The 1,707-nt window shown below is 39.3% G+C and carries 1 protein-coding gene; it reads right to left on the bottom strand.

Features of this window, described 5'->3' with window-relative positions; all coding sequences use genetic code 11:
• Positions 1 to 1,394: ribonuclease R family protein (locus VXQ92_RS16875; protein WP_416682595.1), on the bottom strand; the 1,394-nt coding region annotated here is incomplete at its 3' end.
• Between the last annotated feature and the right edge of the window lie 313 nt (positions 1,395 to 1,707).

Raw genomic sequence — 1,707 nt, 5'->3', positions numbered from 1 at the left:
ATACACTCTTCAATAAGCTTATGAGCATCATTACGTGTACGAGGTAAAATTTCTTTAATTCCACCTAACTCGTCAAAGGTCATATAAGTTTCAATGGTTTCAAACTCCATTGCATGACGATCAACACGTAAGTTTTTCAAAATCTGGTAAAGCTGGAAAAGTGTATTTAGCGATTTATGAATATCACGATCTTTTGGAATTGCATCAGTTGCACCTTCAAAATATTGTCCTACTTGTGTATAGGTCAAACGTGCTTTTGAATGCATGACTGCCGGATAAAATTCATAACCTGTAACACGACCCGTACGAGAAAGTTTTAGGTCACAGACCATGCATAGACGATCTACGTGTGGGTTAAGTGAGCACAATCCATTTGATAATGCTTCTGGTAGCATTGGTAAAACAAAATGTGGGAAATAAACCGAAGTGCCGCGCTCTTCAGCTTCTTCATTTAATGCCGAATCTAAACGTACATAATGGCTCACATCGGCAATTGCAACGACAACTCGGTAACCACCACCAGGACGTTTTTCCGCATATACTGCATCATCGAAATCTCGCGCATCTTCACCATCGATTGTGACAAGTGCCAAGTCTCTTAAATCAACTCGACCTTCGCGATCTTGTTCAGCAGGTTCTTTGAAACTTTCAGCTTCTTTTATAACTTCATCTGGAAATTCGTAAGGCAAACCAAACTCTAAAATGGTTTGCGGAATAATAATTTCAGTATCGGCTTTATCTGCCATAGACTGAATAATATGTGCCGTTGCAAATTCTTCCCGGGTTGGGTAAGTGTCTATAGCAACACGAAGCATATCGCCGACATTTGCTTTAGCATGTTCAACCAACTCTTTTTCTAGTGGGATAGGTTGGTGCTGATTTGGATTGTTAGGCTGAATAAAATATTCGCCGTCATGTACCGACAATTTACCAATTAACTGTTTTACACGATGCTGTATAACTTCGGTAATGAAACCCCACGGTTTACCTTTGCGATCTACCGATGTCTGCCGAACACGGACCCGATCACCATTAAAGACTAAACGTAACTCACGCTCAGGTAATAACAAATCATCTTGACCATCAATATGTGCTGTACCCAAACCTTTACTATTAATATAGACAGTTGCTTCATAGGTAGGTTGGTCTGCCACCAACTGAAACTTAAAACCATCCTTCATAAGTTGACCATCACGAACCATAGCACTTAAGCGATGACTTAAGGCTTCAATACTTTTCTGATCTTGAATATGGAAATGGTCAACAAGTTCTGCATGAGATTGCGGTGTTTGCAATTGTTCCAACGTATCTAAAATAAGAGTACGGCTTGGAATAGGATTGTCATAACGTTCAGCTTCGGCTTTTGCTTCGGGGTCAACCCAGTTTTTTGTCATGTCGTTTGGTTTCATGCTTGGCAGATAGGTTTAGCATAAGACATGCAGACCAGAACTGCACGTTCAGGTTTGCAATAATGTGTTATGCACTACTGTGTTGAAATAAAGAAATAATATCTATCTTAACAAGCGTTTGATTGAAAAAGGCGAAAAGAATACGAAAATTGTTTAAAAAATATTTAATTGAACGAAAAAACAAGAAAATTTCAGTATCATGACTTGAACAATGTAGTTTTAGTTTGTATTATGGCGGCTCGTTCCGGTGAGGTGGATGAGTGGCTGAAATCACTTCCCTGCTAAGGAAGCATACCTA

The sequence above is a fragment of the Acinetobacter sp. 228 genome, from assembly GCF_048147885.1.
Note: the sequence above shows the minus strand (reverse complement) of the source record. Positions and strands in the feature narration are given on the sequence as shown.